The organism is Shewanella sp. MF05913 (genome assembly GCF_059758095.1).
The window spans coordinates 31,968-58,192 of the sequence record NZ_JCAYNT010000014.1 but is presented as its reverse complement, the minus strand read 5'-3'; the positions used below and the strand labels follow the sequence as shown (position 1 = coordinate 58,192).

The following is a 26,225-nucleotide window of genomic DNA, read 5'->3' as shown; positions in this document are numbered from 1 at the left end:
TCGCTATTTGAAAGGGAACAACCATTACTACATAGCGACGCCTTAATCAAAAACCGCTGGATGCATTCTGAGTGGTCACTTATTAATGCGGAATGGTATCACATCATGCCACGATTAATTTTGGCTTTAAAACAAAACCTACAACATAGGCAGGTTTTGCTGATTGTTTATTCAAATCAATCAAAACAACAACGCACAATATGACTAGTTGACGATAATTGGGCCATCTATATGCTGATGATTCACCCCGCCAGAGCCTGCGCTCACAATCTCAAGTCCTTTAGTATTACTGACATTAATGCCACCAGAACCATCACTAATGGTGACTTTACCGTTAACCTGATCGATATTAATCGAGCCAGAACCATCGCTCACCTCAATATCACCTAGCACTTGTGAGATGTTAATAGAGCCAGAACCGTCTTGCAAGGTCACATCACCAGTCACATTTTTCATATTAATTGAACCAGAACCATCAGCCAGCGTCACTGCGCCGACATGGTCCATCACAATGCTACCGGAGCCGTCTTTAAGTTTAATGGCGGCCGCTACATCAGTTATCTTAATCGAGCCAGAACCGTCGGTAATATCTAGCGCTAAAGCCGCTGGTACAGTCAGTAACACATCGATAAAAGGAGATTGCTCCATAAAACCGTCAGACTGAATATCGGCAACAAACATGCCATTGTCGCCTTGTTTGTTTAAGGTTAATTCAATCTCAACATCGTCGCTGTCTTTATCCGTATAAATATCGGCCGTGACTTCAATGTTTGTTTGCCCCTCTACCCCTTTAACGGTTAATTTACCCGCGCCAGTATTAGCCACTAATTGGTTTAGTGATTGGCTGTCTAGGGTCATTTTTTGTTGGGTATGTGTTAGTTCTGCATTCACGTCGGCAGAATCTGCTAACGAGAATATCGACTCAGCTTCAGTGTATGACGCGCCAAAAATCGTCGCACCTAATACTAAACCTACAGTTAGGCTAATGGTCGCAATACGAATAGACATAGGTTAAATTCCTTTTAAAAGAGATTCGAAATAGAATAGGCTGATACACAAGGTTAGTCGCAAACTGACTAATACATATCATCACCTGATAGCTATCACTAAGCAGGTTTCATACCAAAAAAGTAAGCTGTTGTTTTAAATCGCTTATAATTATTTTATGATAATACTCATTGAGCTAAAAAATTAAAACTTCACCTAAAACAACACAAAGTGGTGAATATCACTACCCGATAAATCCAATATTGAATAACAAATATTGAACAACGAATAACGACAACTTATGACAACAATTCAACACGACCATCTTCATTGCATCGATATCATTGTCGGCTCTACCAATCCAGTAAAAATAAATGCTGCCAAAAACGCCATAGCGCAGTATTACCCCAACAGCACTGTGCGCTGCCAAGGTATGCATGCACCCTCGCAAGTGGCAGAACAACCGATGACCGAAGCAGAAACCAAACTAGGCGCCATTAATCGTGCTCGTTATTGTCAACAACAGGCACAAGTTGCAGACTTTTATGTGGCAATGGAAGGCGGCGTTGACCAATTCGATCATGGCCCTGCCACGTTTGCTTATATGGCGATTATCAGTAATGACACTTTATCGGTCGGCCGTAGCGCCAACTTACCCTTACCGCCGACCGTATATGATGCTCTAGCCGCGGGCGAAGAACTCGGCCATGTGATGGACCGAATGTTTAGCACCCAAAATATCAAACAAAAAGGCGGCGCGATAGGCTTACTGACCCAAGGTTTAGCCACTCGTGAAAGCATTTATACCCAGGCGCTGCTACTGGCCATGACCCCTTTTATTAATGCGGAATTATTTAATGACTCAACACTCTAGTATTTCAAGCCACAGCGTCAATGCCATAATCCGTAGACTCACAGCGCAAGATGATGCCGCAATAGCCGCGGTTATCCGTGAAGTGTCGGCAGAATACGGCTTAACCCCAGATAAAGGCTTTAGCGTGGCTGATAAAACCCTCGACAGCTTAAGTGAAGTGTATCAAGCACAAGGCTCACAATATTGGGTGATTGAATACCAAGGTAAGGTCGTTGGCGGCGCCGGCGTTGCAGCGCTTGCGGGGAATATTGGCGTGTGCGAACTGCAAAAAATGTATTTTAACCGCGCCATCCGCGGCCAGGGCATGGCCAAAAAACTTACCCAGCAATGCATTGAGTTTGCTAAAAACCAGCAATATCAATCGATGTATTTAGAAACCACAACAGTGTTAGTTGAAGCCTTAGCGCTCTATGAAAAATTAGGATTTAAACACTGTCAGCATTTAGGCGAAACCGGTCACGATGCCTGCGAAATCGCCATGATAATGGACTTATAGCTAAAAAGCATGCCATTAATTTACCTACCACCCAGCTTACTTTAGAGTGTTTTTTAAGCAGTCCTCTCCTAACCGTTTAATAGCGCTTTGCACGGATGCAAAAGCTTGGTAGCCTAAAATTAAGCACATTCCATAGGAGGAAGGTAATGGAATATCAACGTATCGGACATTCTACGCTTGAGGTGAGTAAAATTTGCCTTGGGACGATGACTTGGGGTGAACAAAATACCCAAGCACAAGCTTTCGCTCAACTTGACTATGCCATTGGCCAAGGCGTTAACTTTATTGATACCGCTGAGATGTATCCAGTGCCACCCAAAGCTGAAACTCAAGGCGAAACCGAACGCATTTTAGGTTGCTACTTAAAAGCGCAAGGTAATCGTGACGAGCTCGTTATCGCCACTAAAATCGCCGCGCCTGGGGGTAAAGGCGACTATATTCGCGACAATATGGCCCTAGACTGGCGCAATGTACATCAAGCTGTTGATGACTCACTGAGTCGGTTACAAATCGACACCATCGATTTATACCAAGTGCATTGGCCTGACAGGAATACCAATTTCTTTGGCGAAATGATGTATGAGCACGATGAAGATGAACATTACACGCCTATTTTAGACACCCTCGAAGCCCTCGCTGAAGTCATAAAACAAGGTAAAGTCCGTTATATTGGGATTTCGAACGAAACCCCTTGGGGCTTTATGAAATACCTTAAATTGGCTGAAAAACACGATTTACCGCGTATTGTCAGTGTGCAAAATCCTTATAACTTACTCAATCGCAGTTATGAGATAGCCATGTCTGAAATCAGTCACCGCGAAGACGTACCACTACTGGCTTATTCGCCATTGGCATTTGGGATGTTGACGGGTAAATATGAAAATGATCAATGGCCGGAAGGCGCGCGCTTAACGGTATACAAACGTTTTGCTCGTTACAACAGCACACAAGTTGCATTACAAGCCACTCAGGCCTATATCGACCTGGCGCGCGAGTTTGGCTTAACCCCAACAGAAATGGCCTTAGCGTTTGTTAATAGCCGTAAATTTGTGGCCTCTAACATTATTGGCGCAACAGACTTGCATCAGCTCAAACAAAATATCGACAGCCATAAAGTGACATTATCGACGGAATTAATGGTTAGGATTAATGAACTATCAACACTGTATCGTTTTCCTTGTCCGTAAACTCGATACATTAGGTTAATTGGCTAGCGTGTAACATTATGCTAATTGCCGACAAACCTTGCATTAGGCATCAAGATCACTGAAGATCTTGATGCCTTTTATTTTGATAAAGAACCCCATATTCATGAAGTCGATATCCCCATTGCCGTCGCAAGCGCCATTTGATCACCCTGCCATTCGCGATCAATTTCCGGCATTAAAGCAGACCCTAGGCGATCATCCTTTATGTTATTTAGACACTGCCGCAACCAGCCAAAAACCTCAGGCTGTGATTGATGCAATGAATGAGTATTATCAGCTCAACAATGCCAATGTTCATCGCGCAGCGCACCAATTATCGGCTCGAGCAACCAGCCAATATGAAGCGGTAAGGCTGCAGGTTGGCCACTTTATTAATGCCGCAAAGCCGCAAGAAATTATCTTCACTCATGGCACGACTGAAGCAATCAATATGGTGGCATACGGCTTAACTGCGCAGCTACAAGCTAATGATGTGATATTAATTGATACCGCAGCCCACCACGCCAATATTGTTCCTTGGCAGGAACTGGCAAAGCGCACTGGCGCGGTGATCAAACCGATCCCGCTGACAACTGACGCGCAACTGGATATAACCGTTTTTGATCAATTATTAGCCCTAAAACCTAAAGTGGTTGCCCTGTGCCATGTGTCAAATGCCTTGGGCACATTAAACCCAGTCAATGAGCTAGTCGCAAAAGCCAAAACCGTCGGCGCACTAACCTTAGTTGATGGCGCACAAGCTATTGCTCATCTAGATATTGATGTACAACACATTGATTGCGACTTTTATGTGTTTTCAGGTCATAAAATGTATGGTCCTACAGGTGTAGGTATTTTATACGGCCGCTTTGAACAACTAGATGCATTAACCCCCATGCTCACTGGCGGCGAGATGATCAAAACCGTTAGCTTTGATCGTACTGAATATGGTGAGTTGCCAAACAGGCTTGAAGCGGGCACACCAGCCATTGCCGAAGTCATAGGCTTAGGCGCTGCAATCACATTTTTGCAGGGCCTACCGCGCCAGCACATTAAAGCCCACGAGCAACAGTTAATGGGTTATTTACAACAGCAACTGCTTAGTTTGGGTGATATATCTTTGTACGGCATTGCAGATAATCCACTGCAGAATAATATTGGCTCTGTGGCGTTTAACGTAGCTAATGAGCATCACCAAGATGTTGGCATATTACTAGACCAACAGGCGGTTGCCGTTCGCTGCGGCCATCATTGTGCAATGCCACTGATGAGCGATCTTAATTTAGCCGGCTGCTGCCGCGCTTCAATTGGCATCTATACTAATAAGCAAGATATAGATCAATTTATTCATGCGTTAATTACGGTAAAAGAGTTACTGTTATAACTTGGCAACCTACGCGCTTTATGAGACAACACAGTTAATGACCCAAATTAGTGCAACTAATACACCAGAAAGTCAGTTATTTATCTCGTTACCTGCAGAGCTATCAACGGCAGTCACTCAGATAGAGCAAGCCAAAAACTGGCAAGACAAATATCGTCACATTATGCTACTTGGTAAACAATTACCGACGTTAGCCGATGAATTCAAGCAAGCTGATGCTCAAGTTAAAGGTTGTGAAAGCCAGGCCTGGTTATACCATCACCAACAAAACGGCCAGCATTTTTATCTCGCTGACAGCGATGCGCGGATAGTCAAAGGACTGATTGCCATTTTACTTGTGGCAACCCAGGGTAAAACCACTGAACAAATCAGCCAATTCGAAGTATCAGCTTATTTTGATCGCTTAGGCCTTAGTGGCCAGTTAAGTCCATCACGAACAAATGGCCTCAATGCATTAGCCGAAGCAATAAAACGTTATGCAAAAGAGAGTGTCACCTAAAAAAGTGCCGCCAATATCGGCCACAACTAAGGAATAATAATGACCCTAAAAGTCTGCAACCCAACACGCCGCCACATCATAAAAGGCCTTGGAGCAGCCACATTATTAAGTCCACTTTGTACGCTTCCTGCATGGGGAGCTCAATCTCACCGTCTGTATGTTGACGGGCTATCGTTTTTACCCAATGACATCAATGATGTTAAAGCCTCAAAACTCGATGCTTTTATTGCTGACATTTCTGCAATTGAAACCATCGAGCAAAGCGATGGCACCAAAAACTATAAACGCACTTATCAAGCCTGCATTAACAGCATTAAACAAGCAGCAAGCTCAGTTAATGCTAACCCTGACGTTTACTTGCAAGGCCTCACAGGCGCCGATATCGACAAGGCTCGGGCACAACAACGCACAGCAGTGTACTTTCAAATCCAAGGTGCTGATTGTGTTGAAGCCGATGGCATTTCAACCAATGGCAAGCCTCCACTTTGGCCACAGCTAGACTCACTGCATCAACACGGGTTGCGGGTATTACAGCTTACCCATCACTACGGTAATCGTTTTGCAGGTGGCGCATTAGACAACAATGGCAGCCAGGGCCTTAACGAGCCTCTTAGCGCCGCGGGTGTTGAGCTAATCGCAGAGCTTAATCAAAGAAACATTATGATTGATGTTAGCCACTCAAGCGAACAAACCGCGCTTGATACCGTCAAGGCTAGCCAATCACCTATTGTGCTAAGCCATGGCGCAGCTAGACACTTTGTCAATCATGCGCGCTGCTCGTCAGACGAGGTTATTCGTGCAATAGGCGACAGCGGCGGTATATTTGGGGTGTTTATGATGAGTTTTTGGCTAACAAACAACCCCACTCCAACCATAGAAGATTACATCGATCAGCTTGAATATGTCGCCAAGATCGGTGGTGTGGATTGCGTGGCGATAGCCAATGATTTCCCACTGCGGGGCCAAGAGAATTTATTAGCGTTAAACAACAATAATAGCGAAGGGGTAAAAGAGTACCTTGACTGGTGGCACAGTTTACAGAGTAGAAACGTACTCGGTTTTGATGTAGAACCTAAGCATGTGGTGATCCCAGAGTTTAATCATATCGATCGCATGAGCCGCATCGACGACGCACTCAAAAAAGCGCACTTTAAATCATCTGATCGCGATCGTTTTATGGGTGGAAACTGGCAAAGAGTGATGAAAAAAGTATTGCTATAAACCAATAAACTCACATAAAAAAAGGGCTGAATAATACTATTCAGCCCTTTTTCATTATTTGTTCAATGAGGTTTACATTCGAGACTTAAATCCCCGCACCAGCAATTTGTCTCGGTGGATTTAACACTTCGATTGCTTTTAAATAAGCTAATAAGCCATTCACTTGAGTACCAAGATCGCCTTTGCTGGTGTCTATGGTTAACTCAGCAGATTCAGGCACTTCGTATGGTGATGAAATACCGGTAAAGTTAGCAATTTCGCCTTTACGCGCTTTAGCATATAACCCTTTAGGATCTCGCGACTCACACACACTCAATGGCGTTGAAACATGGACTTCAACAAATTGACCTTGTGGAAATAATGCACGGACGCGATCACGCTCTTCGCGGGTGGGTGAGATAAACGCAGACAGTACCACTAAGCCTGAATCAACCATCAATTTAGATACTTCGCCCACACGACGTAAGTTTTCATCACGGTCTTCAAGGCTAAAACCTAAGTCTTTACATAAGCCATGACGAACGTTATCACCGTCTAACAAATAGGTATGAAAACCATGCTCAAATAACGCTCTCTCTAATGCGCCAGCAAGGGTTGACTTGCCAGAACCAGACAAACCAGTAAACCATAACAACACTGGGTTTTGGCCTTTTTGCGCCCCTCGGGCGGCTTGGTCTATCGAATGTTGATGCCAAACAATATTGCTCATAACAGCTCCTGATCTACGGCAATATACACCGCACGAAAACTCATACTAAAACGGGAAAAAATACGGTACAGCCATTAACACTATGGCGGAATACAAAACTGATAACGGTAAACCTAAACGCACAAAATCGCTGAGTTTATAGTTGCCCGCGTTGTATACCATCAGGTTAGTTTGATAACCGTAAGGAGAAATAAAGCTCGCGCTTGCGCCGAACACTACCGCCATAATAAATGGACGAGGATCAACACCAAAGCTTATGGCTATCGCATAAGCGACCGGGAATGCTAACGCCGCAGCAGCATTGTTGGTTATCAGTTCAGTGACAATCAAAGTGATAAAATACACGCCAACAAAAGCAGCAAATACACCGTAACCACTAAACACACTGAGTAAGCCCTGAGCCATTTGGTCTGCTAAGCCAGTTGTCACCATTAGGTTGGCTAACCCTAACGCACTGCCGACGATAACCACCAACTCGAGCGGGAAGCGTCGTTTTAGTTCAGTTAACGTCACCGCGCCAATCGCCACATAGCTGAGCAGTAATAACACTAACCCTTTGGCTAAGGGTAATACTTCAAAAATGCTCGCTAAGATAGTTAATGCAAATCCCGCTAACACCCAATTACCGCGTTTTTCATCTAACCGGACACTGAGGTCTAAACCACTAATGGCCGCAAAATCTGTGGTTAAATTGGGGCATTTTGAAAAACGATCGCCTGGGGTTAATAGCAATACATCTCCAGGCTGTAATACGATGTCACCCAGGCCACCCTTTAACGGCATATTGCCACGACGAATCGCCATGACTGCAGCGTCAAACACTTCACGAAATCGAGAGTCTTTTAAGCTCGTACCCACTAAACTTGATGATGGTGCTAACACCGCTTCCACCAAATTTTGGCCTTTAGCGTGTTGCTTACCAAACCATTCTAAGCCATCAAATTGATGCAATAATTCGACCGACTCCACCGCGCCACTAAATCGCAAAACATCATCTGCTTGCAACACCATTTGTGGTGGCACAGGACAAATGCGAATACCACTGCGTTCTAATTCAACTAAATACAGTTTTTTAAGTGCACGTAAGCGGTTATCGATAACACTATTACCCACCAAGGTGGAGGTTTTAGCCACGTGAGCTTCAAGCAAATAAGGCAATGCCTCGTCTTCTGACTCTTCGCGTCTGTCGGGTAAAAAGTTAGCGAGAATGGTCAGTAAAGTTAATCCACCCACCACCAACAGTGCACCCACCTGTGAAAATTCAAAAAAACCTAATGGCTTTAAGCCCGCATTTTCCACAAATGAGTTAACAATAAGATTGGTTGAGGTACCGATTAACGTTAACGTGCCACCTAAAATGGCAGCATAGTTTAACGGTAATAACAGCTTAGATGGTGCATGTGCTTGGTTTCGGCGCACAACACCAATAAGCGAAGCCACAACGGCAGTATTGTTAGTAAACGATGACAACAATGCTGTCGAGACACCGAGTTTAGCTAGGGTTGAAAACAGCGAACCTTTACCAATCACTTGGCTTAATTTACCTAACAAAGAGGTTTTCTCGAGCGCTGTGGCGGCAAGCACCAAGAGCACAAGTGTGATTAAGCCGTTATTGGTAAAACTACTCAGGCTGACACTTAAATCCACCAACCCGAGCATGTAACACAATAATGAAGCGAAAAAAAACATGGCGGCCGGAGTGGCAAGCCCAGCAAGGAGCCCGCCGACCAGTGCTAACAAGATAATCGCTAACAACCATATTTCGCTCATTAATTATTTTCCAAGTACGCTAATATCACGGGCATTCCAGTGTGGATAATGCTTACGGACCAACGCATTAAACTCAATTTCAAATGCACTAAATTCAGTATTGGTTTGCTTATCACCTTGATGACCACTCACAACCATTACGGCTGCGACTGTCGCATTTGATAAACGGTCGATTAAAATCATTCCGCCCGTATCGCGCACTAAGCTGTATGCATCTAATACAATCGATTCTGTAAGATCTAACTTAACTCTCGCGATGGTGTTTAAGCTCAACGTAGTCGCTGCACTGCGCTCAAGGGTATTTACATCGGTAACATATTCGATTTCACTGACAACAGCTTGAGTCTTTTTACCCGCCACTTTTACATCGTATAACTGACCGATTTGTAATGGCTTTTCATCCATCCACACTAAGTCTGCCGCGATATGGTTAGCCATTTCTGGTGCACTGTCTGGTTTAGCTAACAAATCACCACGAGAGATATCAATTTCATCTTCAAGGGTAATGGTCACAGCTTGACCCGCTACAGCCTCTTGCAAATCACCATCAAAGGTCACAATGCGTTCAATCTTGCTGCGCTTGCCTGAGGGAAGTGCTACAACTTCATCACCTACATTAAGCACACCAGAAGCTAATGTGCCTGCAAAACCACGAAAATCTAGGTTAGGGCGAGAAACATACTGCACAGGAAAACGAACCGGTAACTCGCTAAGCTCGCGCTGAGTATCAATCGTTTCAAGTAGTTCCAATAAGGTACCACCTTGATACCAATCACACTGCGTGCTGCGGTTAACTACGTTGTCGCCATTTAATGCTGATAACGGCACGTAGTGAATATCTAAGTCGCCGAAGTCTTTTACGAAGTCAGCAAAATCTGCCTGAATGTTATCAAATACAGTTTGATCAAAACCCACTAAATCCATCTTGTTTACTGCGACAACAAAGTGACGCAAACCAAGAAGTGAAGCAATAAACGCATGACGTTTAGTTTGCGTTTGTACACCGTAACGCGCATCAACCAAAATAACAGCGAGGTCGCATGTCGACGCGCCGGTTGCCATGTTACGAGTGTATTGCTCATGGCCAGGCGTATCTGAAATAATAAACTTACGCTTTTCGCTTGAAAAGTAACGATAAGCCACATCAATCGTAATGCCTTGCTCGCGCTCTGCTTGCAGGCCGTCAACTAATAACGCTAAATCGATCGCTTCACCTGTGGTGCCCATTTTAGCGCTGTCATTTTTTAAACTGGCTAGCTGGTCTTCGTAAATCTGGGCGCTGTCATGTAGTAAACGGCCAATTAAGGTACTTTTACCATCATCAACACTGCCACACGTTAAAAAGCGTAATAAGCCTTTATTTTGTTGTAAGGCTAAGTATTCTTTTACACCATGCAGCTGGATCTCTGCTGCCATGCGGTCGGTATTTGCTGTTGCTTTATCCATCATATCTCTCACTCAAATTAGGTCTAGTGGCGTTGTCCGCTGGGTTAATTAGAAATAACCTTGACGTTTCTTGTGCTCCATCGACGCACTTTGGTCCGAGTCGATTAAGCGGCCTTGTCGTTCACTTGAGCGAGTAAGCAACATCTCTTCAATAATTTTCTCTAACGTATCAGCTTCAGATGGCATCGCGGCTGTTAACGGATAACACCCTAAGGTTCTAAAACGCACGCGCTCAACAGACTCAACATCACCCGCTTCTACAGGCATACGGTCATCATCTTTCATGATGAGCTGTCCGCCTTTATTCACGACAGTGCGAGGTGCGGCAAAATATAACGGTACAATTTCAATGTTTTCTTGATAGATATATTGCCAAATATCCAACTCAGTCCAGTTAGACAATGGGAATACACGAATGCTTTCGCCTTTGTTTACCGCGCCGTTATAAGTGCGCCATAATTCTGGACGTTGGTTTTTAGGGTCCCAACGATGGTGTTTATCACGGAACGAATACACACGTTCTTTAGCGCGAGACTTTTCTTCATCGCGACGGGCGCCACCAAAAGCAGCATCAAAACCGTATTTGTTTAACGCTTGCTTTAAAGACTGGGTTTTCATGATGTCAGTGTGTTTAGCACTTCCATGGGTAAAGGGTCCAACACCTTGCTCAACACCCTCTTGGTTTGTATGAGTCAATAACTCAAAACCAAACGCCTTAGCTTGGGCATCACGAAAAGCGATCATCTCTTTAAATTTCCAACCGGTATCGACGTGGAGCAACGGGAATGGAATTTTGCCTGGATAAAACGCTTTGCGTGCAAGGTGCAGCATCACCGATGAATCTTTACCTATCGAATACATCATGACAGGGTTATCAAACTCGGCGGCAACTTCGCGGATGATCTGGATGCTTTCAGCTTCCAGTTGTTGTAAATGGCTTAACGAACGGCCTGCCATGATGATTCTCCATTACCTAATATGCTGTCTACACAGCGGGTTAAAATTGTGTGACTACAGCGCTTTGGCTGCAGCCTCTAAATCGATTACATGTTGTTCAGTGTTGGGCTCAAACCAGTGTAAAGTGTCTGCTAACTCAACCACTTCGCCAATGATCATTAATGCTGGCATGTGTAATGCGGGATCGGCTGCTAACTGTGCAAGCTCGCCTAATTTACCAATAAAGCGCTGTTGCGATGATGTCGTGGCTTTTGACACGATAGCCATAGGTGTATCAGCGCTTCTACCTGCGCCAATGAGCCCTTCGCTAATAATATTGGCATTTAAAATCCCCATATAAACCACCAGGGTATTGTTAGGATTGGCATAACCTTGCCAATCCATTGGGCGACTGGCTAACTGGCAATGCCCGGTAATAAACGTGACACCTTGGGCATAATCACGATGTGTTAACGGGATACCGGCATAAGCAGATGTACCGCTGGCAGCGGTAATGCCCGGTACAACTTCAAAGGCAATGCCTGATGCCACTAATGTTTGTAGCTCTTCGCCACCACGGCCAAAAATAAATGGGTCGCCACCTTTTAAACGCACTACGTTTTTACGGGTATACGCTTTTGTCACTAATAGCTGATTAATTTCATCTTGGGCGGCACTGTGTTTACCCGCGCGCTTACCTACGGCAATTTTTTCAGCGCTGTTGGGAATAAGATCTAAAATATCCTGGCTCACCAATGCGTCATATAGCACTGCATCAGCGTTTTTAAGAATGCGATAGGCTTTTAGGGTTAATAGCTCAACGTCACCAGGACCTGCGCCAACTAACCATACTTTGCCTTTGGCCTTCTGACCCGGCATCGATACTAATTCCATCACATCTACCTCAAGATAATTTACTATGTTCAAATATAGCGGTTTCTATATTCCATATACAATAGTAAAAAGTTAGTTTTTATAACCAAAAAGAATAAGCCGTAAATTAATCTATTTACGACACCAAAACGTATAAGCTACCCCGATAAGCACACAAAAACGAACTTTGTTCGACAAAAGCTGCACAATTGATAACAATGTGTATCAAAGAATTCATACTGACTATTTTGCTAATGGATAATGCAATGAAAAAAAGCACGCAATACCTTGGAATGTCACTGTTAATGCTTGGCAGTATCAATAGCGCATTGGCTGAAGATTCACTAGTAGAAGAACGTGTTAAAAGAGAACTTGCTACCTCAGAAAAGCCTTTTGTGCTCACGCCGCATAAAGCTAACTACTTGCTGCCGGTTACGTATCAAACCAGAACGAACCCTGCACCATTTGAAGCGAAATACCCCGACGACGACATTAACATTGATAAGTTAGAAGCTAAGTTTCAAATCAGTTTTAAGTTTCCGGTTTGGTATAACGTGTTTGGCGACAACGGCCATTTATTCTTTGCTTATACTAATCAGTCCTATTGGCAAGTGTACAACCAAGATGCTTCGTCGCCGTTTCGTGAAACTAACCACGAACCTGAAGTGTTTATGCTGTTTAACAACGACTGGAAAATTGGTGGCTTTACTAACTCATTTTTAGGATTTGGTGCAGTGCATCAATCTAACGGCCAAACGACTGAATTATCGCGCAGCTGGAACCGCATTTACGGCAGTGCCGTATTTGATAAAGGCCCATTCGCGCTAGGATTAAAAGTCTGGTGGCGTATTCCCGAAGACGAGAAAGAAATGCCTAACTCAGCTGATGGCGATGATAACCCCGATATTAACGACTACATGGGTAACTTTGAGCTCACGGGTGTGTATGGCCTAGATGAGCATCGTTTTACGATGTTACTGCGTAATAACTTTGAATCGCCAAATCGTGGTGCAGTCGAGTTAACCTGGAGTTATCCGATTATCGGTAATCTGCGAATATATACTCAATACTTTAATGGTTACGGCGAAAGCCTTATCGACTACAACCATCATAATCAACGTTTTGGTATTGGTATTGCGTTAAACGATATTTTATAACTCACCTGAATTCAGGTTAAAGACAAAAAAGGTGACCTCATTAGGTCACCTTTTTATTTGCTTGTTGAGGCTGGTTTTGAACTACTCAGCGCTGGCTTTGCTGTTCACTTTAGAACCAATCACAATGCCTTTATCAGTAAAGTCGACAGACATCTTTAACCGCATGTCGTAATCTTTTAATACCGATAACTCTTCTGGCATTGGCTCACCGCTCATTTCAATCATGTCCACTAACGGCATAAACATTTTTTGATAATCGACGGCAAAATCAAAGAAGCCATTCGCGTCTAATGTTTGCGTGTAAAGGCCATCAGCCAGTTCGGTGCCTCTGTCGCCAGTGTAAACCACAAGGTGATTACCTTTAATCGCCACTTTCGCACTGACACCATACTCTGGAGGTAACATCAACATTGGCGTGATATCAACTGGGTCGCCATTGTCTTTAAGATCAATACTCGCCAACGGTGGAAAGAATGGCTTAGCCATATCAATTAACATCATTGGATTATCAGCCGAAATACTGATTAAGGCATCAAGCTTCTCAAAGCTTGGTTCACCATTGGTTTCTGCTAACTTGTAATCAGCTAGCGTAACACTAATACCTTTAACACCGTTGGCCATGCCGGTCATCATGCCGACCATTGCAGGGTTTAATTCATCTAGCTCACCTTGCATTTGTGCAAGAGCTTCACACTGATAAGATGGCGCTTGTAAGTCTTTCCATATTTCATTCAATGCTGGCGCTAATTGATTAACATCAATGCCTAATCCAAGCGATAAAATATTTTCGTGGTCGCTATTATTAAACGCCGGAATAAAGCCGCGCATTTTGTTCAACGCAGACAGAATAACTTGGTTATTACTTTCAACCACAATCGCAGCATCAATGGTGCTTTCTGCACGGCTAATAGAGTAACTGTTGAGCCCCATTACTGTGCGCGGCCAGTTAGCTGCAATAGCCGAAAACTCCGCTTGGCAAGTCGGTGTTTTAAGCTCAGCCAGTGGGTCTTCACCTTGTGCTGCAGCCATTTTGCTAATTTGTTTAGCCAGCATGTTACCGTCGGTGGTTGTTAATCCTTTAACCAGTTCAACATGGTTAATGAAGCTAATGCTGTCTTGCATAAAACCGTGTGTTTTAGCGATGTCTTGTAACATCGTGGTACCACTTAGTGGGTTATCGACTTTTTTCTCACCAAGTGCGGTTTCAAGCAGCGCCACATCATTTACTGACGTATTTAACGTGACCGTTAACCAACCTTGCTTTTCAGAAAAGATAATACTGATTTGCTCTTTGTCATCGGCATCGGTTAACGCATAGGCGCGGTATTCACTGTCGCCAGCCTTACCAGTGGTATGCACTAAACCACTGTCTTGCTCTGCACGGTCAAGCTCAGCCCAAAATGCAGTAGGATTGCTTAGCTGAGTTTTCATCACAGGCAATGCACCGAGTGTATAAAAATAGCTTTTTATCGAATCAGCTAAACCATAAGTGCTAAGCAATGCATCTGGTGTAGGCAGTAATGTCATGTATTGCTTGTATAAGCTTACAAAGAAGCGCGCTTGTGGGCTTGAGCTATCATCAATTTGCAGTAACTCATCAATGTCCTGAGCTTGGTAATTACCCGCAATGCTATATAAATAGTCTTTTAGTGGGAATGGCGCTAATTGTCCTGAAAACGCTAATGTGTCTGCGGGAATGTAATCAAGCATGGGGTCACTTGTACTTACCGAACCACCTTGTTGTGTTAGTAAATATCCACCAGCACCGACGGCTAATACCACAGCAGCAATTGCCATTTTATTCATCTATAAACTCCAATTTATATGACTGTTAACTCTTCCTTGAAATGAGTTAGCGTTAAAATTCTTTAAGTGTGAATTATCAATTACATCGATAAACAGCGGATTAATTTAACATTAATTGAGTCATTTGGCATCTGCTGAGGCCTAACAACAAAAAAATAAACAAAATAATAACAATTAAGTTAAACGATAGCTGGGCAAAATAAATGATGACGTAGAGAGAGGAGATGTGATTTAACGATTAAGAGGCTACCCGATAACCCATGTACATCAGGGTTATCGGGGCTAACTCAAATGATTGCTTATACGCTAACAAGTCAATCAAAGTACTCGAGGATGCGAGCGAAGCTTTTGCAGGTACGTGGATTGCAAAAACAATCCCAAAACGTCCACAAAAACCGTCTACGGGAACATCTAAATCTAGACTACTATCGGCATCTATGCATGAAAATTTAAATAAAATTTAACGTTTTTATTTATCGCGATTATCTCTTCTAAACCCTCATGTGGAATGTGGGCGATTGTTACCCCTATTTTCGCAGACCCACACTCGGTTTTTCGCAATCATATGGACGCAAAATTGAATAATCGCTCTGCCAAGTTGCGCTAACAATTCAAACTTTTGAATGACAAAAATCACGGGCAGAAAATGAGGATATTACCAAGCAGTAAAACGGGGATAAAAATTTGATTATCATCCATCTGCAAATTGCAGATGGATGATATAACACGATAATGTTCTATCGCGCGAATGAAAGAGGTTAAGCTAGATATCGAAGTGCAGACCACATTCTCGCTGTAAACCATTAAAACGAGTTTCTTCTTCGCTCATACCAAGCTCAAGTGGTTTACTTGAGTGAGTATCGCCTACCGACACATAACCCTGCTCCCATAATGGGTGATAGGGTAAGTCATGTTCAGTTAAGTACATGTGCACGTCTTTGTTGCTCCACTCAATGATGGGCAGCAACTTAAAACGTTTGCCACTAATAGCTAAAATAGGCAATGCTTCACGGGTGCTAGACTGGCTGCGACGCAAACCGGCAAACCAGGTACCAACATTTAATTCAGCTAATGCACGCTGCATAGGCTCAACTTTATTGATGCGGTTATACTTTTCTAAGCCGTCAATCCCCTGCTCCCACAGCTTCCCAAAGCGCGCTTCTTGCCACGCTTGGGTTTGCTCAGCCTGGTACACGTTAAGATTGAGGTTTAAGCGCTCAGTTAACTGATCAATAAACTGGTATGTCTCAGGAAACAAATAGCCCGTATCGGTTAAAATCACTGGGATATCGCTTTGCGCTTGAGTGACCATATGTAACATCACTGCACCTTGAATACCAAAGCTTGACGATAACGCATGATCCCCAGGTAAATACGCTAGCCCCCAAGCAACCCGCTCCTGAGCCGTTAATCCCGCTAAAAACTGGTTAATGCTTTCCAGTGCGGCCACTTGCTCAGCTTTAGGCGCTGATAACAACGCCTGCAGTTGAGCGGGAGTGACACTATGATCGACGCCTGCACTTTTCGATGCAGTCATTACCACTTCATTAGGCATGAAAATCCTTAGCGGCGTCATTAACCGCCTTCACAACGCCAATGCGCACTGTGAAGTTACCAAAGGTTTCGCCAGCATCGCGCTCTGTGGCGTAGCGGCCAAACAAGGCATCCAATTCAGCTAAAATTTCAGCCTCTTGAATGTTTTCTTTATGCATTTTGTTTAAACGCGTGCCTTCAAAGCTGGCGCCTAAATACAAGTTATAACGACCAGGCGCTTTACCCACTAAGCCAATTTCAGCAGCAAATGGACGGGCACAGCCGTTTGGACAACCTGTCATGCGCACCACAATTGATTGCTCGCTAATGCCGTGCTTAGCCTGCAGCGCATCGATGTGATCGATAAACTCAGGGAAATAACGTTCAGCTTCTGCCATCGCTAATGGGCAAGTTGGTAATGCCACACAAGCAATTGAATGCCCGCGAGTACCACTTAGCACCTGGCCTAATAAGCCGTGCTTGCGCGCTAAACCTTCAATTTCGGCTTTATCTTCTGCAGCGACACCGGCAATAATCATGTTCTGATTAGATGTCATGCGGAAATCGCCTTTGTGGATTTTGGCAATTTCACGTAAACCGGTTTGCAAGGTTTGACCCGGCATATCTTTAATACGGCCGCTTTCAATAAATAACGTTAAGTGGAATTTATTGTCGATACCCTCAACCCAACCATAACGGTCGCCGCGATCGCCAATGATCACGTCACGCTTTGGCTCAAACTTAACTCCGGCACGTTTTTCAACTTCGGCTTTAAACGCATCATAGCCATGATCAACAATGGTGTATTTTAAACGCGCACGTTTACGCACAACACGGTTACCCCAGTCACGTTGAACGGTCATTACCGCTTCTGCAAACTTGGTGACATCAGCCGTTTTAATAAAACCAAAGTCGTCCGCTAAACGCGGGAAGGTTTCAACTTCCCCGTGGGTAGAGCCCATGCCGCCGCCCGCTACCAAGTTAAAACCAATTAACTCGCCAGCTTCTGCTACTGCGATAAAACCAAGATCGTTTGTATAAACGTCTACATCGTTATGTGGCGGAACCGCAACAGCCATTTTGAATTTACGTGGCAAATAAGTTTTGCCGTAAACCGGTTCAACCGTTTCGGTGCCTAATAGCTTTTCTTCATCTAACCAAATCTCAGCATACGCGCGAGTGTGTGGTAATAAATGGTCAGATAAATGCTTGGCAACCGCATAAGCCTGCGCATGTAACTTAGACTCAACTGGGTTTGGGTTACACATCACGTTACGGTTTACATCACCACAGGCGGCAATAGAATCAAGTGCAGCGCGATCAAGACCCTGGATCAAGGTTTTTAAATTACGCTTTGGAATGCCGTGGTACTGAAACGTTTGACGTGTGGTTAAACGAATGCTGTTTGAGGTGGTTAGCGTAGATGAAATTTTATCCACTTCTAACCACTGCTGTGGGGTACAAATACCGCCAGGTACACGAGCACGTAGCATAAAGCTATGTAATGGTTCTAACTTTTGCTCTTTACGTTCATTACGTAAATCGCGATCGTCTTGCTGATAAAAACCGTGGAATTTGATCAACTGCTGATCGCCATCACTAAACGATCCCGTCACCTGGGTATCTAACCCACCCTGGATGTCGCCGCGTAAATAATCACTGTCGATTTTTAAGTATTCGTTTAACGCTAACTTTTGCTCACTCATGGCCTTGGCCTCTCTTAATTCTGTTCAATTCATTAGTGCGATTGGGTATTGAAAACTGACCTAGACCGAATTTAATACACGTCTTTTTGGTAACGTTTTTCGCTACGCAGTGTTTCAAAGTATGCTTCGGCGTCATCAGCGCTTAAGCCACCTTGTACAACCGCAATATTCACTAATGCTTGATGTACGTCTTTGGCCATGCGCTCTGCATCACCACAAATATACACATGGGCGCCGTCTTGCAGCCACTGCCATAATGCTTGAGCTTGCTCGGCTATGCGGTGCTGCACATACACTTTATGAGCTTGATCGCGCGAGAATGCCACATCTAAACGCGATAAATCGCCATTTTTAAGATACTGCTGCCACTCAACTTGGTATAAAAAGTCTTGTTCAAAGTGTGGGTTACCAAAGAATAACCAGCTATTGCCCGACACACCGTCTGCGGCGCGTTGCTGCATAAAGGCGCGGAATGGCGCAACGCCAGTACCAGGACCCACCATAATCACAGGTGTCTCAGGGTTTTCTGGTAAGCGGAAGTGGTTGTTAGGCTCAACATAAACGTTAACTTGTTGGCCTTCTTCAGCTGACGCTAAAAAGTGCGATGCGCCGCCAAAACGGGCATGACCTTGACGTTCATCTTCAACAAGCGCCACGGTTAAATGCACTTCTGATTCAACTTCTGCCTGACTTGAAGCAATAGAATACAAGCGTGGTGTTAATGGACGTAACATATCAACAAGCTGTGTCGCGCTGACTTTGGCTGGGTAAGCTGCAATTAAGTCGGCTAACTGATTTGCTAAAATAAACTGTCTGGTTTGCTCTTTATCTTCACAAATGGCAGCAAGTTCAGCATTACCACTCAATTCAGCCCAAGACTTAACAAGGCCTGGGTATAACTGAGTGAGTTCTTTTTTGTCTGTTAATGCCGCTTTTAATGAATACGATTCTTTCGATACAGTAACGTTTTCGTCAGCGTCTAAACCAAGGCCGCTGATCACTTCATCAACTAAGGCTTCGTTGTTACTAAACCACACGCCTAACGCGTCACCCACTTGATAGCTTAATCCTGACTCACCCAAATCAATTTCAACATGGCGTACGTCACGGTCTGAATCACGGCCGGTAATTTTTTGGCTTACAAGCACTTCTGCGCTGTATGGATTTTGCTTGGTGTATTGGCTTTCACCTACTACTGCAGTTGCACCAATAGCGGTTACGCTGGCACCTGAGGTTTGAATATGTGGCTTAGCCGCTTCGACTACACTGTCTTGCCATTGCGCCGCGGCATCTTCGTAATCAACATCGCATTCAACTAAAGGCAGCAATGCTTTGGCACCTAATGCACTTAAACGCGCATCAAAGTCTTTACCAGTTTGGCAGAAGAACTCGTAGCTTGAATCGCCTAATGCTAAAACCGAGTAATGTAGGTTATCTAATTTTGGCGCACGTTTTGAGGCTAAAAACTTATGCAGTTCAATGGCATCATCAGGTGCTTCACCTTCGCCGTGGGTACTGACAACAAGCAGTAACACTGTTTCTTGCTTCAATTGGCGAACATTGTATTCACCCATTGAGGTTAGGTTAACAGCATAACCTTGTGCCTGTGCTTTAGCGGCTAATGCCTGCGCAACACCACGGCCATTACCGGTTTGGCTGCCATATAAAATGGTTACTGTTTGTGCTGCAGAAGTCTCTGCAACAGGCGCACCTGCTGTTTGGCCCTGACTTGCACTTGCTGCCAAATAACCACTAACCCATGCAAGTTGCACAGACGATAATTCTGATGTGAATTGTTTTAGCTTGTCGACTTGCCCTTGAGACAATGGCGATGCTAGCGCTGAGAGTTCTTTTAACAACATAAGACGGCCTTATAACAGTGTAATGTGAGTTAGCTTACTACTAGGTTCGAAAACCAAAAAAGAATAAAAGATAATTTTTTATTCCATTTAGGAATATGCAAAGGTGTTTTTTTAGGCTACAAAAGTGTGGCGGAGTTAAAAGTTTTTAAATTACCTCAATTTAAAACCAAGGAATTAGCCTAAAGGCACTTGTACCGAACACGCCTCATGTCGCAAGCTAGGAGGTCCAATTAACTAATGAAAAACTATCAGGTTGATTGTTCTCTGAGTAAAACGACATATGAATATGATATCGCGATGTCATAGCAATGCCATTGGTTAAATAGTTTACCCGACTTCAATGGTCATATGCTGCACTTTTTCTATCCTATAAGTGCCCATGTGAAGCTAGTAATACTCAAACACAATGGTCTATTGATGGGGAAAGCAATAGACGGTCTTTTATTAACCATCAGGAAACAGTCATGCAGATTGGAATACCGAGAGAAAGTATCGAAGGTGAAACTCGAGTCGCGGCGACTCCAGCCACTGTGGTACAACTAAAAAAACTCGGCTTTAGTGTGGCAGTCGAAGCACAGGCAGGTGTGAAGTCGAGCTTTGATAATGCTGCATTTGAAGCCGCTGGGGCTGATGTAGTCGACAATGTGTTCGACGCTGACTTTATTTTTAAAGTGAATGCACCCACCGATGACGAAATTAAAAAAATGAAACCGGGCACGACGTTGGTCAGTTTTATTTGGCCGGCACAGAATCCTGAGTTAGTTGAAAAACTTTCAAGTCAAAATATTACCGTAATGGCAATGGACATGGTGCCGCGTATTTCACGCGCCCAATCGCTAGACGCATTATCGTCAATGGCTAACATTGGTGGCTATCGCGCGGTGATTGAAGCGGCACACGAATTTGGTCGTTTCTTTACCGGGCAAATTACCGCTGCAGGTAAAGTGCCACCAGCCAAAGTGTTGGTTATTGGTGCTGGTGTAGCCGGTCTTGCCGCTATTGGCACTGCTGGCTCTTTAGGGGCCATCGTACGCGCATTTGATACTCGCTTAGAAGTCGCGGAGCAGATTGAGTCAATGGGCGGCAGTTTCTTAAAGCTTGAATTTGAAAATAAAGAAGGCGGATCATCTGACGGTTACGCCAAAGTCATGTCAGATGAGTTTATTGCCGCTGAAATGGCATTATTTGCCGAGCAAGCCAAAGATGTCGACATCATCATCACCACAGCGTTAATTCCTGGTCGTCCTGCGCCAAAGCTGATCACTAAAGACATGGTCGACACCATGAAACCGGGGTCAGTGATTGTCGATTTAGCAGCCGCGACGGGTGGCAACTGTGAATATACCGTTACTGGTGAGCGCTTTATTACCGACAACGGCGTTAAGGTATTGGGTTACACCGATTTACCGGGTCGTTTACCGGCGCAATCGTCACAACTTTATGGCACTAACCTAGTCAATTTGATGAAGTTAATGTGTAAAGCCAAAGACGGTAATGCCGTGCTCGATTTTGATGATGTGGTTATGCGTAATATGACTGTGACCCGTGGCGGCGAAATTACTTTCCCACCACCAGCAATTTCAGTATCAGCTGCGCCACAAAAACCTGCCGCGAGTATTGAACCCAAAGCGGCAAAAGTGGAAAAGGCACCGTCAAAACTTAAGTATATTTTAGGCGCGTTAGGGCTTGCAGGCTTTGCTGCTGTCGCGTCGGTTGCACCGGCGGAGTTTTTATCACACTTCACCGTATTCATCCTATCGTGTGTGGTGGGTTATTACGTGGTGTGGAATGTGTCGCACTCATTGCATACCCCACTAATGTCGGTCACCAATGCCATTTCAGGTATTATTGTGGTGGGCGCGTTATTGCAAATAGGTCAAGGTTCAGCATTAGTCACGGCGCTTGCGTTTGTTGCGGTGCTTATCGCCAGTATCAACATCTTTGGCGGGTTTACCGTCACTCAGCGCATGCTGAAGATGTTCCGTAAAGATTAAGGAGTCATATCGTGTCTCAAGGACTGGTTACAGCATCTTATATCATTGCCGCGGTGTTTTTTATTCTCAGCCTAGCTGGGTTATCAAAACAAGAAACCGCTAAAAATGGTAATTTATTTGGCATTATTGGTATGGCGATTGCGCTTATTGCAACCATACTCAATCCTGCTACGAGCGGCGTAGAATGGATTATTCTCGCCATGGTCATTGGTGGTTCAATTGGTATCCGCTTAGCATTGAAAGTCGAAATGACTGAAATGCCGGAGCTGGTCGCCATTTTGCACAGCTTTGTTGGTTTAGCTGCGGTATTAGTAGGCTTTAACAGCTTTATTGATATTCAGCCCCATGAAGTGTCTGAAGTCGTGTTGGTATTAGGGCAAGACCTGAATACCACTCTCGCTAGCGCCAAAGCGGCGTTTATTGAAGCCAACGCAGCACAACAATCCGAACACCTAACCGGTGCCATGCTCAACATTCACTTGGTTGAAGTGTTTTTAGGCGTGTTTATCGGTGCAGTGACCTTTACCGGTTCGATTGTGGCGTTTGCTAAATTACGCGGGCTGATTTCATCAAAAGCATTAATGTTACCGCACCGCCACAAGCTTAATTTGCTTGCGGTAGTGGTTTCATTCATTTTGATGGTGATGTTTGTTCAAGCTGGCGGCGCAGTAACGCCCATCATTTTGATGACCCTAATCGCCTTTGCATTTGGTTGGCATTTAGTGGCATCTATCGGTGGTGCAGATATGCCAGTGGTGGTGTCAATGCTGAACTCATATTCAGGTTGGGCAGCCGCAGCAGCGGGCTTCATGCTATCAAATGACTTACTGATTGTTGTCGGTGCCTTAGTGGGCTCGTCAGGTGCGATTCTGTCTTACATTATGTGTAAAGCCATGAACCGCTCATTTATTTCAGTAATTGCCGGCGGCTTTGGTAACGATAGTGTGGCATCAACGGGTGATGACACTGTGGGCGAATACCGTGAAACTACCGCTGAAGATGTCGCTGATATGCTTAAAGCATCGGACTCAGTCATCATCACCCCAGGTTATGGTATGGCAGTTGCGCAAGCGCAATATCCAGTCGCTGAAATCACTAAAAAGTTACGTGCATTAGGCATTAAGGTTCGCTTTGGTATTCACCCTGTTGCCGGGCGCTTACCTGGCCACATGAACGTACTATTGGCAGAAGCTAAAGTGCCTTACGATATCGTGCTCGAAATGGACGAAATCAACGAAGACTTTAGCGACACAGATACAGTTTTAGTGATTGGCGCAAACGATACAGTTAACCCTGCGGCTATGGAAGATCCAAGTAGCCCTATCGCGGGTATGCCTGTACTCGAAGTGTGGAAAGCACAAAACGTGATTGGCTTTAAACGTTCAATGAATACCGGTTATGCCGGTGTACAAAATCCATTGTTCTTTAAAGACAATACCCAAATGTTATTTGGCGATGCCAAAGACAGCGTAGAAGCGATTTTAAAAGCACTTTAACGCTTGACGTTATCAGTTAAAATACCAGCTAATTAGCTGGTATTTTTTTATCTCAAAATTCGCTAAACTAAACAAATATGACTTAAAGGGATTATCGGTTATCAATGGCATTGCAGGATAACATGACTCCGCTGCAGCTTGAACTTGAGCAATGTAAGCTCAAAATTAAGCAATTAGAGCGAGAGAATAGCCACCTTACCTTAGTGAACAAACGGGTAAATGAGCAACTCAATGCTGCCCTTGATGGCACTGGGTTATGTCTGTGGGAGCAACACATCCCTAGCGGTAATTTGACCATGTTTAATCAACAATGGGGCAATCTACTCGGCTTTACTCGTCAAGAACTCCCTGCCCATATCGACAGCTGGAAAAACAACTTACACCCAGAAGATAAAGACTGGGTGATAGCAGCATTTGAAAGCCACGTCGCAGGCCAAGCTGAAACCTATGAAGCAGTGCACCGCATGATCCACAAAGATGGCACTGTGGCATGGGTATCGGACCGTGGCCGCATTATTGAACATGACATTAATGGCAAGCCATTACGTATTATGGGAACGCACATTGATGTCACCAAAGAAAAGCGTTACGAAGAAGATTTAGCCAAACTCGCCCACCGAGATCCGCTCACTAACTTGCTCAATCGTACGGCAATAGTGACCGCCTTTAAGCATGAAAAACAACAACAAGATAAACACCACCTCGGCGCATTATGCTTTATCGATCTTGATGGCTTTAAAATCATTAACGACCATTTAGGCCATCGTTATGGCGACAGTTTGCTTATTCATATTGCCAAAGATCTCACTCGCATATGCCAACAGCTGTTTTCACCACCCGATACAGCAAGTAAACAATATAGTTTTCATATTGCCCGCTTTGGTGGTGATGAATTTGTCATTTTAACCCAATGTTATGATATTGATGTATTAACCCAGATGGCCAACAGGCTACTGGACCTATATCGAAAACCACTCAAACTCGACGGCGAAACAATAAGTATCGGATTGAGCATAGGCATCAGTTTATTCGACGAACTCGATGAGTTTGCTAACGTGTGCGAGCAAGCAGACAAAGCCATGTATAGCGTCAAAAAGCACGGCAAACACAACTTTTTATTTTGGTGAAAACTGGCCACTAGGCGCCTAACACCAGTGAAGAAACTTCCCGTTGGTAACAAGACGTTGTATAACTGCGCAGCACAATTCATTTATGCTCATACTAAAAGCACCTGCATAACCGACAAACTATCGACAAACTGAACTTAAGTGCGAAACAAGCCCTAGTCATCGGGTGAGTTTATTTGATGTTTTAAAGTACACTCTGGCTCAATTAACTATTTTATTAATATATTGTTGCCCAAAAGCATGTTTATTGCTGCATAATCAGTAACAAACCGCTGCTGTGCGATAGCAGACAACTGACCAATAAGAATTATTCTTTATGTTTTTATCACCTTATTTTACTCAGCAAGATCAAAGCGTGTTTATCTCTGCCCAGCAGGCGAGTGACTTTGCCAAAAAAGTGGCTGAAGACTTTAACCCTATCCATGACGTAGGCGCCAAGCGTTTTTGTGTGCCTGGTGACTTACTCTTTGCCTTGGTATTAACGCAATACGGTTTAAGCGCGAATATGAAGTTTAAGTTTGCCGGCATGGTGGGTGATAATGTCGAACTGCATCTTGATAAAGGTGTCACCGACAAATTCAGTATTTGCGATACCAAAGGTAAAGAATACCTGCACATTGAACGTCAAGGTGAAGTATGCAAGTGCGATGTACAAACCGCGGCATTCATTAAAAGCTATGTGGCGTTTTCAGGGCTTAACTTCATTCATGTGTTGATGCCAATGATGAAACAACATCAAGTGATGATTAATCCAGACCGCCCACTGGTGATTTACGAAAGCATGTCGTTCCATCTTGACCACTTTGATTTTACCACCATGAGCTTACACCTCGTTGACCAGGCCCTGGTCATTAATGGCAAGCGTGGTGATGTCACCCTAACTTTTGAGCTGCAAAGCGAAGGTAAAGTGATTGGTAGCGGGATGAAAACGTTAGTGTTGAGTGGCTTACGTGAATATGACGATGAAAAAGCACAACTATTGTGTGACGCCTATGAAAGTAGAAAACAGCGTTAATTGTATTTAATAGCATTGCGCGGTACTCAAAAATCGCTGGACGCATTCTGAGTGGTCACTTGTTAATGCGGATTGATATAATAGCCAAACAAAAAAACGCGAGCTGCACTTTGGTGTGCAGCTCGCGTTTTTTACCATTTTACTATC

The 26,225-nt window shown here is 44.2% G+C and carries 21 protein-coding genes; 11 read left to right on the top strand and 10 right to left on the bottom strand.

From position 1 onward, the window contains the following. Positions 1-204 precede the first annotated feature (204 nt). Positions 205-1,008 carry a DUF4097 family beta strand repeat-containing protein gene (locus tag AC19MV_RS15625; RefSeq protein WP_498308707.1) on the bottom strand — a complete coding sequence of 268 codons (804 nt, stop codon included), beginning with the start codon at positions 1,006-1,008 and terminating at the stop codon, positions 205-207. 280 nt (positions 1,009-1,288) lie between these two features. Here AC19MV_RS15625 and yjjX point away from each other — a divergent pair, with 280 nt between their 5' ends. The 6 genes from yjjX (at position 1,289) to AC19MV_RS15595 (ending at position 6,648) form a co-directional block, all read left to right on the top strand. After that, entirely contained in the window at positions 1,289-1,861 is a 573-nt protein-coding gene (gene yjjX / locus AC19MV_RS15620; RefSeq protein ID WP_498308705.1) for an inosine/xanthosine triphosphatase, read from the top strand. Then, positions 1,845-2,357 carry a GNAT family N-acetyltransferase gene (locus tag AC19MV_RS15615; protein WP_498308704.1) on the top strand — a complete coding sequence of 171 codons (513 nt, stop codon included), beginning with the start codon at positions 1,845-1,847 and terminating at the stop codon, positions 2,355-2,357. Before yjjX ends, AC19MV_RS15615 begins: the two co-directional genes overlap by 17 nt. A gap of 146 nt (positions 2,358-2,503) precedes the next feature. Further along, complete coding sequence (locus AC19MV_RS15610) at positions 2,504-3,544, top strand: NADP(H)-dependent aldo-keto reductase (RefSeq protein ID WP_432402536.1); 1,041 nt, start codon at positions 2,504-2,506, stop codon at positions 3,542-3,544. A 124-nt stretch (positions 3,545-3,668) separates the two neighbouring features. Next, a complete protein-coding gene (locus AC19MV_RS15605; protein WP_498308703.1) occupies positions 3,669-4,928 on the top strand; it encodes an aminotransferase class V-fold PLP-dependent enzyme in 1,260 nt (419 codons plus the stop codon). Between the two features lie 37 nt (positions 4,929-4,965). After that, on the top strand, positions 4,966-5,427 hold the full coding sequence (csdE, locus tag AC19MV_RS15600) for a cysteine desulfurase sulfur acceptor subunit CsdE (protein ID WP_498299218.1): 462 nt from the start codon (positions 4,966-4,968) through the stop codon (positions 5,425-5,427). A 39-nt stretch (positions 5,428-5,466) separates the two neighbouring features. After that, a complete protein-coding gene (locus AC19MV_RS15595) occupies positions 5,467-6,648 on the top strand; it encodes a membrane dipeptidase (RefSeq protein ID WP_498308702.1) in 1,182 nt (393 codons plus the stop codon). Between the two features lie 85 nt (positions 6,649-6,733). Here the strand turns inward: AC19MV_RS15595 and cysC are convergent, their stop codons facing one another. Genes cysC through cobA form a run of 5 tightly spaced genes read right to left on the bottom strand, consistent with a single transcriptional unit; the run spans position 6,734 to position 12,403 of the window. Next, positions 6,734-7,357, bottom strand: coding sequence for an adenylyl-sulfate kinase (gene cysC, locus AC19MV_RS15590; RefSeq protein ID WP_432402548.1), 624 nt, complete (start codon positions 7,355-7,357; stop codon positions 6,734-6,736). A gap of 45 nt (positions 7,358-7,402) precedes the next feature. After that, positions 7,403-9,127, bottom strand: coding sequence for an SLC13 family permease (locus AC19MV_RS15585; RefSeq protein WP_498308701.1), 1,725 nt, complete (start codon positions 9,125-9,127; stop codon positions 7,403-7,405). Positions 9,128-9,130: 3 nt separating this feature from the next. After that, a complete protein-coding gene (cysN, locus tag AC19MV_RS15580) occupies positions 9,131-10,573 on the bottom strand; it encodes a sulfate adenylyltransferase subunit CysN (protein ID WP_498308781.1) in 1,443 nt (480 codons plus the stop codon). A 48-nt stretch (positions 10,574-10,621) separates the two neighbouring features. Beyond that, positions 10,622-11,530: a sulfate adenylyltransferase subunit CysD gene (gene cysD / locus AC19MV_RS15575; protein ID WP_432402552.1), complete on the bottom strand. Its 909-nt coding sequence runs from the start codon at positions 11,528-11,530 to the stop codon at positions 10,622-10,624. A 54-nt stretch (positions 11,531-11,584) separates the two neighbouring features. Continuing rightward, positions 11,585-12,403, bottom strand: a complete 819-nt coding sequence (gene cobA / locus AC19MV_RS15570; protein ID WP_498308700.1) for a uroporphyrinogen-III C-methyltransferase — start codon at positions 12,401-12,403, stop codon at positions 11,585-11,587. A 272-nt stretch (positions 12,404-12,675) separates the two neighbouring features. Between cobA and AC19MV_RS15565 the strand changes: the two genes are divergently transcribed. Beyond that, positions 12,676-13,539 (top strand): phospholipase A, encoded by an 864-nt coding sequence (locus AC19MV_RS15565; RefSeq protein ID WP_498299251.1) that lies wholly within the window; start codon positions 12,676-12,678, stop codon positions 13,537-13,539. Between the two features lie 81 nt (positions 13,540-13,620). On the opposite strand, the gene AC19MV_RS15560 is transcribed toward AC19MV_RS15565, so the two are convergent. The 4 genes from AC19MV_RS15560 to AC19MV_RS15545 all read right to left on the bottom strand — a co-directional run bounded on the left by AC19MV_RS15560 (position 13,621) and on the right by AC19MV_RS15545 (position 20,446). Next, positions 13,621-15,345, bottom strand: coding sequence for a hypothetical protein (locus tag AC19MV_RS15560; RefSeq protein WP_498308699.1), 1,725 nt, complete (start codon positions 15,343-15,345; stop codon positions 13,621-13,623). Positions 15,346-16,108: 763 nt separating this feature from the next. Beyond that, complete coding sequence (locus AC19MV_RS15555) at positions 16,109-16,882, bottom strand: phosphoadenylyl-sulfate reductase (RefSeq protein WP_498308698.1); 774 nt, start codon at positions 16,880-16,882, stop codon at positions 16,109-16,111. Positions 16,883-16,892: 10 nt separating this feature from the next. Next, a complete protein-coding gene (gene cysI / locus AC19MV_RS15550; protein WP_498308697.1) occupies positions 16,893-18,584 on the bottom strand; it encodes an assimilatory sulfite reductase (NADPH) hemoprotein subunit in 1,692 nt (563 codons plus the stop codon). A 71-nt stretch (positions 18,585-18,655) separates the two neighbouring features. Further along, on the bottom strand, positions 18,656-20,446 hold the full coding sequence (locus AC19MV_RS15545; RefSeq protein WP_498308696.1) for an assimilatory sulfite reductase (NADPH) flavoprotein subunit: 1,791 nt from the start codon (positions 20,444-20,446) through the stop codon (positions 18,656-18,658). A gap of 464 nt (positions 20,447-20,910) precedes the next feature. Here AC19MV_RS15545 and AC19MV_RS15540 point away from each other — a divergent pair, with 464 nt between their 5' ends. The 4 genes from AC19MV_RS15540 to AC19MV_RS15525 all read left to right on the top strand — a co-directional run bounded on the left by AC19MV_RS15540 (position 20,911) and on the right by AC19MV_RS15525 (position 26,078). Further along, positions 20,911-22,440, top strand: a complete 1,530-nt coding sequence (locus tag AC19MV_RS15540; RefSeq protein WP_498299225.1) for a Re/Si-specific NAD(P)(+) transhydrogenase subunit alpha — start codon at positions 20,911-20,913, stop codon at positions 22,438-22,440. Positions 22,441-22,451: 11 nt separating this feature from the next. Beyond that, complete coding sequence (pntB, locus tag AC19MV_RS15535; protein WP_432402568.1) at positions 22,452-23,936, top strand: Re/Si-specific NAD(P)(+) transhydrogenase subunit beta; 1,485 nt, start codon at positions 22,452-22,454, stop codon at positions 23,934-23,936. A gap of 122 nt (positions 23,937-24,058) precedes the next feature. Beyond that, complete coding sequence (locus AC19MV_RS15530) at positions 24,059-25,063, top strand: PAS domain-containing protein (RefSeq protein WP_498308695.1); 1,005 nt, start codon at positions 24,059-24,061, stop codon at positions 25,061-25,063. A 316-nt stretch (positions 25,064-25,379) separates the two neighbouring features. Then, the gene (locus AC19MV_RS15525) at positions 25,380-26,078 is read left to right on the top strand and encodes a DUF3581 domain-containing protein (RefSeq protein ID WP_498299227.1); all 699 of its coding nucleotides are present in this window, start codon (positions 25,380-25,382) and stop codon (positions 26,076-26,078) included. Positions 26,079-26,225: the final 147 nt, after the last annotated feature.

What these genes read in the sequence shown, in the direction of transcription:
- AC19MV_RS15545 (WP_498308696.1), bottom strand. Translation starts at nt 20,446, where the DNA reads ATGTTGTTAAAAGAACTCTCAGCGCTAGCATCGCCATTGTCTCAAGGG.
- AC19MV_RS15555 (WP_498308698.1), bottom strand. Translation starts at nt 16,882, where the DNA reads ATGACTGCATCGAAAAGTGCAGGCGTCGATCATAGTGTCACTCCCGCT.
- AC19MV_RS15625 (WP_498308707.1), bottom strand. Translation starts at nt 1,008, where the DNA reads ATGTCTATTCGTATTGCGACCATTAGCCTAACTGTAGGTTTAGTATTA.
- AC19MV_RS15565 (WP_498299251.1), top strand. Translation starts at nt 12,676, where the DNA reads ATGTCACTGTTAATGCTTGGCAGTATCAATAGCGCATTGGCTGAAGAT.
- AC19MV_RS15615 (WP_498308704.1), top strand. Translation starts at nt 1,845, where the DNA reads ATGACTCAACACTCTAGTATTTCAAGCCACAGCGTCAATGCCATAATC.
- AC19MV_RS15530 (WP_498308695.1), top strand. Translation starts at nt 24,059, where the DNA reads ATGACTCCGCTGCAGCTTGAACTTGAGCAATGTAAGCTCAAAATTAAG.
- AC19MV_RS15525 (WP_498299227.1), top strand. Translation starts at nt 25,380, where the DNA reads ATGTTTTTATCACCTTATTTTACTCAGCAAGATCAAAGCGTGTTTATC.
- yjjX (WP_498308705.1), top strand. Translation starts at nt 1,289, where the DNA reads ATGACAACAATTCAACACGACCATCTTCATTGCATCGATATCATTGTC.
- AC19MV_RS15585 (WP_498308701.1), bottom strand. Translation starts at nt 9,127, where the DNA reads ATGAGCGAAATATGGTTGTTAGCGATTATCTTGTTAGCACTGGTCGGC.
- cysI (WP_498308697.1), bottom strand. Translation starts at nt 18,584, where the DNA reads ATGAGTGAGCAAAAGTTAGCGTTAAACGAATACTTAAAAATCGACAGT.
- AC19MV_RS15560 (WP_498308699.1), bottom strand. Translation starts at nt 15,345, where the DNA reads ATGAATAAAATGGCAATTGCTGCTGTGGTATTAGCCGTCGGTGCTGGT.
- AC19MV_RS15540 (WP_498299225.1), top strand. Translation starts at nt 20,911, where the DNA reads ATGCAGATTGGAATACCGAGAGAAAGTATCGAAGGTGAAACTCGAGTC.
- csdE (WP_498299218.1), top strand. Translation starts at nt 4,966, where the DNA reads ATGACCCAAATTAGTGCAACTAATACACCAGAAAGTCAGTTATTTATC.
- cysD (WP_432402552.1), bottom strand. Translation starts at nt 11,530, where the DNA reads ATGGCAGGCCGTTCGTTAAGCCATTTACAACAACTGGAAGCTGAAAGC.
- AC19MV_RS15595 (WP_498308702.1), top strand. Translation starts at nt 5,467, where the DNA reads ATGACCCTAAAAGTCTGCAACCCAACACGCCGCCACATCATAAAAGGC.
- cysN (WP_498308781.1), bottom strand. Translation starts at nt 10,573, where the DNA reads ATGGATAAAGCAACAGCAAATACCGACCGCATGGCAGCAGAGATCCAG.
- AC19MV_RS15605 (WP_498308703.1), top strand. Translation starts at nt 3,669, where the DNA reads ATGAAGTCGATATCCCCATTGCCGTCGCAAGCGCCATTTGATCACCCT.
- AC19MV_RS15610 (WP_432402536.1), top strand. Translation starts at nt 2,504, where the DNA reads ATGGAATATCAACGTATCGGACATTCTACGCTTGAGGTGAGTAAAATT.
- cobA (WP_498308700.1), bottom strand. Translation starts at nt 12,403, where the DNA reads ATGGAATTAGTATCGATGCCGGGTCAGAAGGCCAAAGGCAAAGTATGG.
- cysC (WP_432402548.1), bottom strand. Translation starts at nt 7,357, where the DNA reads ATGAGCAATATTGTTTGGCATCAACATTCGATAGACCAAGCCGCCCGA.